9 protein-coding genes are annotated in these 7,068 nt (G+C 42.3%); all 9 read left to right on the top strand.

The genetic code is table 11. From position 1 onward, the window contains the following. The coding region (locus JJE29_08760; protein MBK5252705.1) for a diguanylate cyclase at positions 1–199 on the top strand (199 nt) is incomplete at its 5' end. A 121-nt stretch (positions 200–320) separates the two neighbouring features. Then, positions 321–446 (top strand): transposase, encoded by a 126-nt coding sequence (locus JJE29_08755; protein MBK5252704.1) that lies wholly within the window; start codon positions 321–323, stop codon positions 444–446. Between the two features lie 18 nt (positions 447–464). Continuing rightward, the gene (locus tag JJE29_08750; GenBank protein MBK5252703.1) at positions 465–1,532 is read left to right on the top strand and encodes a hypothetical protein; all 1,068 of its coding nucleotides are present in this window, start codon (positions 465–467) and stop codon (positions 1,530–1,532) included. 34 nt (positions 1,533–1,566) lie between these two features. Next, the gene (locus JJE29_08745; protein MBK5252702.1) at positions 1,567–1,761 is read left to right on the top strand and encodes a hypothetical protein; all 195 of its coding nucleotides are present in this window, start codon (positions 1,567–1,569) and stop codon (positions 1,759–1,761) included. Positions 1,762–1,915: 154 nt separating this feature from the next. Further along, on the top strand, positions 1,916–3,922 hold the full coding sequence (locus tag JJE29_08740) for a fructose-1,6-bisphosphatase (protein ID MBK5252701.1): 2,007 nt from the start codon (positions 1,916–1,918) through the stop codon (positions 3,920–3,922). A 4-nt stretch (positions 3,923–3,926) separates the two neighbouring features. After that, positions 3,927–4,640: an ATP-binding protein gene (locus tag JJE29_08735; protein ID MBK5252700.1), complete on the top strand. Its 714-nt coding sequence runs from the start codon at positions 3,927–3,929 to the stop codon at positions 4,638–4,640. 57 nt (positions 4,641–4,697) lie between these two features. Next, complete coding sequence (locus tag JJE29_08730) at positions 4,698–5,579, top strand: DegV family protein (GenBank protein ID MBK5252699.1); 882 nt, start codon at positions 4,698–4,700, stop codon at positions 5,577–5,579. A gap of 146 nt (positions 5,580–5,725) precedes the next feature. Further along, entirely contained in the window at positions 5,726–6,589 is an 864-nt protein-coding gene (galU, locus tag JJE29_08725) for a UTP--glucose-1-phosphate uridylyltransferase GalU (GenBank protein ID MBK5252698.1), read from the top strand. 91 nt (positions 6,590–6,680) lie between these two features. Next, positions 6,681–6,881 (top strand): hypothetical protein, encoded by a 201-nt coding sequence (locus JJE29_08720; protein MBK5252697.1) that lies wholly within the window; start codon positions 6,681–6,683, stop codon positions 6,879–6,881. Positions 6,882–7,068 lie beyond the last annotated feature (187 nt).

The raw sequence follows: 7,068 nt of genomic DNA, 5'->3' as shown, positions 1-7,068 counted from the left end.
TTTTGAAACAGAGCAAATCATTAAACGTATTAATGAACTGTCTTTAAAAGAAAAAGTTGGAAATATTGATATTTCTATTTCCTTTGGTTACGCAACAAACAGCAACGAGGAAGAAAATATTCAAGAGATATTTAAATATGCTGAAGATCTTATGTATCGGCATAAGCGCTCTGAAAGTTCGGGCAAAGGTATTTGTTGAAAAGGTTTTAGGGCAAGAGTGGTAACAGCTAATTTTTTCAACTGACAGCAATTCCATCAACTCACCCTACATGAAAACTTTCAATCGACATCAATTAACGCCGGTCGTATCTAAAGAGTATGTGAACCCAGCCTACACAAGTCAGATTTGTCCTATTTGTGGCGAAAAAAACAAAGCCAAAGGTAGAAACTACACATTTGACACTCCCCCCGGATTTATCCGTGGAGAGTGTCAAGAAGCGTTTTAATCCTATAAAGTGAAGGGGATGGAAAATTTGGACTATCTAAAGGACATTATTTTTAAGATGCCTCAAAATGTTGATTTAACGCCTGTTTTAAGAACATCCGAAGACGATTTGGATCAGACGAAACTGAGCTTGTATTTGGGCGCTGTCCGCGAAAAATATGGACCTGTTTTTCTTGAAAGACATGATTTGCTTGAAAAATTGGGGATAATAAGTCGTTTTGGTCAACCGAGATTGGCGACATTGGCGGGATTATTAATTTTCGGGAAAAACCCTCAACTCTATCTTCCGCAAATTCATGTAACAATTGCCACTGGAATCGGAAAAAACGCGACAGTTGATAAAATCTACGGCACATTGCCTGAAATGAAGGATATGGCAATGGAAACAATAAAGAGAAGAATAGGCAAGAAGGCGAAGGTGGGATACCTAAGCGGAAAGCATGTAGAGATGCCGGCGTATCCAATCGAGGCCATAGAGGAAGCCGTGTGGAACAGCCTTATCCATAGAGATTACGATTCATACGCATTGGGTAAATATGTGAGGATTGCTATTACGGACAAAATCATCGAAATAAAGAGTCCCGGACTTATATTGGGAGAAAAACTGCAGGACTTCAATCTTGAGACATATGCACATTCGAGAAACGCTACGATGGTGAGAATACTGCAGGAAATGGGAGAAGTAAGGAATACGGGAACCGGCATACACACCATGTTCGCAGAGGCAAAGAAGTATCGCCTCGAACCGCCGGTGTTTGAAAGCGAGGGCGAGGATTTCACAGTCCGCTTTGGGAACAGAGAGATACTAGGCATTGAGGACATCAAGAGATTAGAAGAAATGAATCTGAAAATCGATGAGGACCGCATGGCTGCGGTGTCATTCGCTATGAAGAATGGAAGCATAAATAACCGGGAATACCAAAACTTGAACGATGTAAATAGGGACGAAGCCTTTAGAGAATTGAAATCATTAGTGGATCAGGAAGTGTTGATTCAGGAAGGCATGGGGAGCGGAACCTACTATGTATTAAGCGATAAACTGAGGGAAAGAGAAAAACAAAAAGAGCAGCTTAGCTTTTTCAATTGAGAATACTTGCAGATAAAAAACCCAGAGGGCGAATATGGAGATAAAGACCATTGTTGTAGCTTTAGGTGGCAATGCCATACGTCAACCGCGGCAACAGGGAACGGCCGGGCAGCAACTTGAGAATGTAAGAAAAACATGCGTGCAGATAGCCCAAATGATCGAAAAGGGGCATAGAATATTTGACCCACGGGAATGGGCCTCAGGTAGTCAACCTGCTTATACAGAATGATGCCGCATCGGCAATTGTCCCTGCTATGCCTCTATATATGTGCGGGGCGGAAAGCTAAGGACTGATAGGATATATGATGCAGCAGCAGCTCGGGAACATATTGTGGGATAGAAGTCGCGTCGTTTCAAGAATTCGTTTGAATGAAAAATGGGGGATATGCATGGAAAAACATGAAATGGAAAAAATCGAAAGCAATATCGAATTTCTTAAGATGATGTCAAAGCAATATCCGAATGTGGCATCTGTATGCACTGAGATTACAAACCTGAAGGCAATACTGAATCTGCCCAAGGGAACCGAGCATTTTCTTACCGATTTGCATGGGGAATATGAAGCCTTTACCCATGTGCTTAAAAATGCGTCGGGAGTATTGCGGAGGAAAGCGGTTGAAATCTTCGGAGAATCTTTTGATGAAGCGGAAATGAGAAGCTTTTTGACACTGCTATATTATCCTACGGAAAAGCTTGAAATCATCAATGAAACAGAGAAAGACCTTGAAAAATGGTATTCGGAGAACATACACCGACTTATTGTAATATGCAGAGCTGTGTCGTCAAAGTATACAAGGTCAAAGGTCAGAAAGGCCCTGCCTCAGGATTTTAAATATGTAATCGAGGAACTGCTCCATCAGGACGACGCGGGCGAGGACAAGGCTCGTTATTACAGAAAAATAATCGAAACTATAATAGACATAGACAGAGCCGATGAATTTATAGAGGCCATAGCCTGCGTGGTTCAGCGCCTGGCTGTTGACAGGCTCCACATAGTAGGAGACATATATGACAGGGGCCCGGGATCCCACATAATAATGGATTCTCTAATGAAGCACCATTCACTCGATATACAATGGGGAAATCACGACATCCTTTGGATGGGAGCCGCTTGCGGATCGAAGTCATGCATAGCAAATGTGGTGCGCATATCCTGCAGATATGCAAACATGGGCACATTGGAAGACGGATATGGAATAAACCTTTTTCCACTCGCGACATTTGCGCTTGAGGCATATGGAAAAGATCCATGTCTTCAATTCTTGCCTAAAATCATGGAAGACGCCAATTACAGGCAAAAGGACCTGGACTTGATTGCAAAGATGCAAAAGGCTATAGCGATAATCCAATTCAAACTTGAGGGCAAGGTCATACAGAAGCATCCCGAATATGAAATGGATAGCCGCCTGCTCTTGGATAAGATAGATTGGAAAGACGGAAAAGTCATTGTTGATGGGGAATCGTATAAAATGAAGGATATGGACTTCCCTACGGTAAATCCGGAAGACCCCTATGCTTTGACTGACGAGGAAAAAGAGGTTATTGAAAAACTGGTCCATTCATTCATAAACAGTGAGAAGCTCCAGCGCCACATGAACCTTATGTACACCAAGGGGAGCATGTACTTGAAATACAATTCAAACCTTTTATACCACGCGTGCATACCAATGAACGAGGACGGCAGCTTCAAGAATATTCCTATCGAAGGAAGCGGATATAAGGGTAAAAGTTTGCTTGACAAGTGTGATGAATTGGCAAGGCAGGCCTTTTACAACAAGGAAGGCTCTTTCGAACGGGCCTATGCAAGGGATTCCATGTGGTATATGTGGTGCGGTGAAAACTCGCCACTCTTCGGTAAGGATAAAATGACAACCTTTGAAAGGTATTTCATCGAAGATAAGAAAACCCATACCGAAATTAAAAACAGCTATTATCGCTTGAGGGATGACCGAAGGTCTGCTGAAAAAATATTGACGGCATTCGGACTCGATCCCGATGTCTCCCACATTGTTAGCGGGCATGTTCCGGTCAAGAGAAAAGATGGGGAGAGTCCAATAAAGGCAGAAGGAAAGCTTCTTGTGATAGACGGAGGGTTTTCAAAAGCATATCAGGCTACAACGGGAATAGCAGGGTATACATTGATATACAACTCATACGGCCTTTTGCTTGCGTGTCATGAGCCTTTTGAATCGATTGAAAAAGCCATTACCGAGGAGAAGGATATGATATCGACTACGACAGTTTTGGAGAAAACAGCCCGAAGAAAAAGCGTCGAAGACACTGATGTGGGGCTGGAACTGAAAAAACAGATTGAGCTTCTGGGTCTGCTCCTGGCTGCATATCGGAGGGGAGTCGTTAAACAAAGGAAATCATATACAGGGAAGGATTGAAAAAATGGCAAATGACAATGTATTCGATGTTATAACAAAAAGAACGAAATTGCTGCTTGACGCTGAAGAAAACTACGAAATCGAGTTCAAGCAAAGCATTAATGGGCTTGACTCTGCAGATATAGTGGCATTTGCGAACTCCGAGCATGGAGGAACAATCCTTATTGGCGTTAAAGAGGACACCGGTGAAAAGAACAGACAAAGAGGCAAAATAATTGGATGCGATGTGGGAGATCAAGAGAGGCTAAACATACTGAGTAAGTCAAACAGCTGCATTCCAAAGGTTGATATTGAAATATATGTCGAAAATCTGAAGATGAAGCCTTTTTTCAGGATAGAGATATTGCCCGGAACGAACAAACCCTATTGCACTGCCGGGGGGACATACAAAATGAGAGGATACGGTCTAAACGAGGTGCTTGATCCGGACAGACTGCTTGCTATGTTCCTTGAATCTGAGAATGAAAGATTTTTAAAGAGGTTTTCCGAATCGACAAGAAAGCTCGAGGATACGATTGAGAGGACTAACCGGATAGTTTTTGATAAAATAAATAAAATCGAAGAGGCTACAAAGTCCATGCAAAAGAATCTCGGTTGCAGCATGGCCAGTCTTTCTGAAAATTCTATATGCGAAAGCCAAGAAGATAGCGTACTTTTTCGTATCGAAAAAAAAATCGACGAGCTGTTGAAATTCGACGGAATCTACAAAAAAGACTGAAAAAAATGAAAAAGAAAGCGGTAAGACATATAGAAAAAAAGGCAAGGGGGACATTGAGTGAACATTCAAGTAATCACGGACAGCACAAGCTATATATCCGGAGCGGTGGCCGAAGAGCTTGGCATTAGAGTTATTCCTTTGAGTTTTACTTTTGGCGAAGAATATATAAGAGAGACCGAAATCAGCAACGAGGATTTTTACAAGCTGATGGAAGAAAAAGGCGTAATACCGAAATCGTCACAACCGCCGATACAGGAGTTTATTGATATATTTTCCGAGTACATCAATGAAGGTAAAAAAGTAATTGGCATATTCATTTCAAACGAAATGAGCGGAACATACAATACGGCCAAAATGGCTGGCAACATGGTTTCGGAGAACTTTAAAGATTGTGAAATTAAAATTATAAATTCAAAAACGAATTGCATGGAAATGGGATATTCAGCAATAAAAGCGGCGGAAGCAGCAAGAGAAGGCAAGTCCATTGGAGAAATAAAGGAGATGGTGAAAAACATTCTTTGTTGCAGCCGTTTTCTTTTCGCACCCAACAATCTTACACACCTAAGGAATGGTGGCAGGATAGGTGGAGCTCAGGCTTTAATCGGAAATATTTTTAAGATAACCCCGATTCTTACAGTCAACGATGAAGGAGAGACGGATATTTTTGACAAGGTCAGAACACAGAAAAAAGCGATTAAAAGAATTTTGGAAAACTTCAAAAATGAAATTGAAAGCTTCGGATTGAGACATGTCACCGTTCACCATATAAATGCACATAAGGATGCCGAGGTTTTGGCGGAAATGGTTGAAAGCATTATAGGTTATGCTCCGCCAATTAGACCTATTGGACCGATAATAGGCTTGCACGTTGGCCCCGGTACTGTTGGATTAGCCTACTGCACGAAAAAAGAAATACGAAAAGAAAGGATGTCCGAATGAAAAGAGATCAGGATTCTTGCCTATAGAAAGGGAATGGTTCGAATACAGGGTTGGCAAGGCCGAAATCCATGACGACGTTGCCGGGTCGGATCACTGCCCGGTTTCCATCGAAATCTTATAGAGACAGTTTTTAGGAGGGTTATGGCATGAAAGTGAAAAAAGCGGTAATACCGGCAGCCGGTTTGGGAACAAGATTTCTCCCGGCAACCAAGGCAGTTCCCAAGGAAATGCTTAACATAGTGGACAAGCCTGCATTGCAGTATATTGTAGAGGAAGTCGTCGCATCCGGCATAGAGGAGATACTCATAATAACAACCCGCAACAAAGAAACGATACAGAACCATTTTGACAAATCTTTTGAGCTGGAAATAAAGCTCGCTGAATCAGGAAAAACAGACATGCTGCGTGAGGTGGTCCGGATTTCCGAAATGGCAGACATACACTATGTTCGGCAAAAGGAGCCAAAAGGACTGGGCCATGCAATAGGATGCGCGAAAACATTCGTAGGTAACGAGCCATTCGCAGTGCTGCTTGGAGACGACATCGTCTATAACGAGGGAGAGCCTTGCCTTAGGCAACTCCTTAATGTGTACGAAGCCTACGGCGATTCGGTTTTGGGGGTGCAGACAGTGCCTCACGAGGAGACATACAAATACGGCATAATCGCCGGAAAAAAAATTAAGGACAGGACATATCGTGTTACTGACATGGTCGAAAAGCCGGGTCCCGGGGAAGCGCCATCCGACATGGCGATACTTGGAAGGTATGTGTTAGACAGCGACATATTTGAAATGATAGAAAGAACTCCGAGAGGCAAGGGCGGAGAGATTCAGCTGACTGACGCAATGAAAATGCTCCTTCAGAGCCACAGGATGCTTGCGTATGATTTTGTGGGAAGAAGGTACGATACAGGAAACAAGCAGGGATATCTGGAGGCGACCGTTGAGTATGCACTCCGGCATCCCGAAATAAAAAGTGGTTTCATGGAATATCTGAAACACATTATCTGAAGGAAAACCGGAATCCTTCTGAGGAAGAGATGCTCTCGTACCTTTCGTACCTGAGATATCAGGTTGCGACAATAAAACCCAAGATAATAGTATGTCTCGGGTCGGTGTCGGCAAAAAAATTATAGGCGAGCATATAAGGATTACAGCGGATAGGGGACAATGGGTCGATAAAAACGGTCTTTTCATAATGCCCACATTCCATCCTGCAGCGGTGCTCCGTGATGAAGGAAAGAAAAGACCTTTTTGGGAGGACTTCCTCGAAGTCAAGCAAAAAATGCTCGAATTGGATTAAAATGAAGGTTGAACGCTTTTGCGGACAGCCTTTTATTTTTCATTAGAAAGGTTGACAATTTGGTCTATAACCTGAGTTTAGAACTTAATAATGTAAAAAACTCTTAAAACACTTGAAATCTGAGTGTTTTTTTATTGTTTTGTTTTCTAAAAAACGTTATGTTCTGTTATGTTTTGTGATATAATAA

The sequence above is a fragment of the Peptostreptococcaceae bacterium genome, from assembly GCA_016649995.1.
Classification (GTDB): Bacteria; Bacillota; Clostridia; order Peptostreptococcales; family BM714; genus BM714.
Note: the sequence above shows the minus strand (reverse complement) of the source record. Positions and strands in the feature narration are given on the sequence as shown.

What these genes read in the sequence shown, in the direction of transcription:
- galU (MBK5252698.1), top strand. Translation starts at nt 5,726, where the DNA reads ATGAAAGTGAAAAAAGCGGTAATACCGGCAGCCGGTTTGGGAACAAGA.
- JJE29_08735 (MBK5252700.1), top strand. Translation starts at nt 3,927, where the DNA reads ATGGCAAATGACAATGTATTCGATGTTATAACAAAAAGAACGAAATTG.
- JJE29_08745 (MBK5252702.1), top strand. Translation starts at nt 1,567, where the DNA reads ATGGAGATAAAGACCATTGTTGTAGCTTTAGGTGGCAATGCCATACGT.
- JJE29_08720 (MBK5252697.1), top strand. Translation starts at nt 6,681, where the DNA reads ATGTCTCGGGTCGGTGTCGGCAAAAAAATTATAGGCGAGCATATAAGG.
- JJE29_08750 (MBK5252703.1), top strand. Translation starts at nt 465, where the DNA reads ATGGAAAATTTGGACTATCTAAAGGACATTATTTTTAAGATGCCTCAA.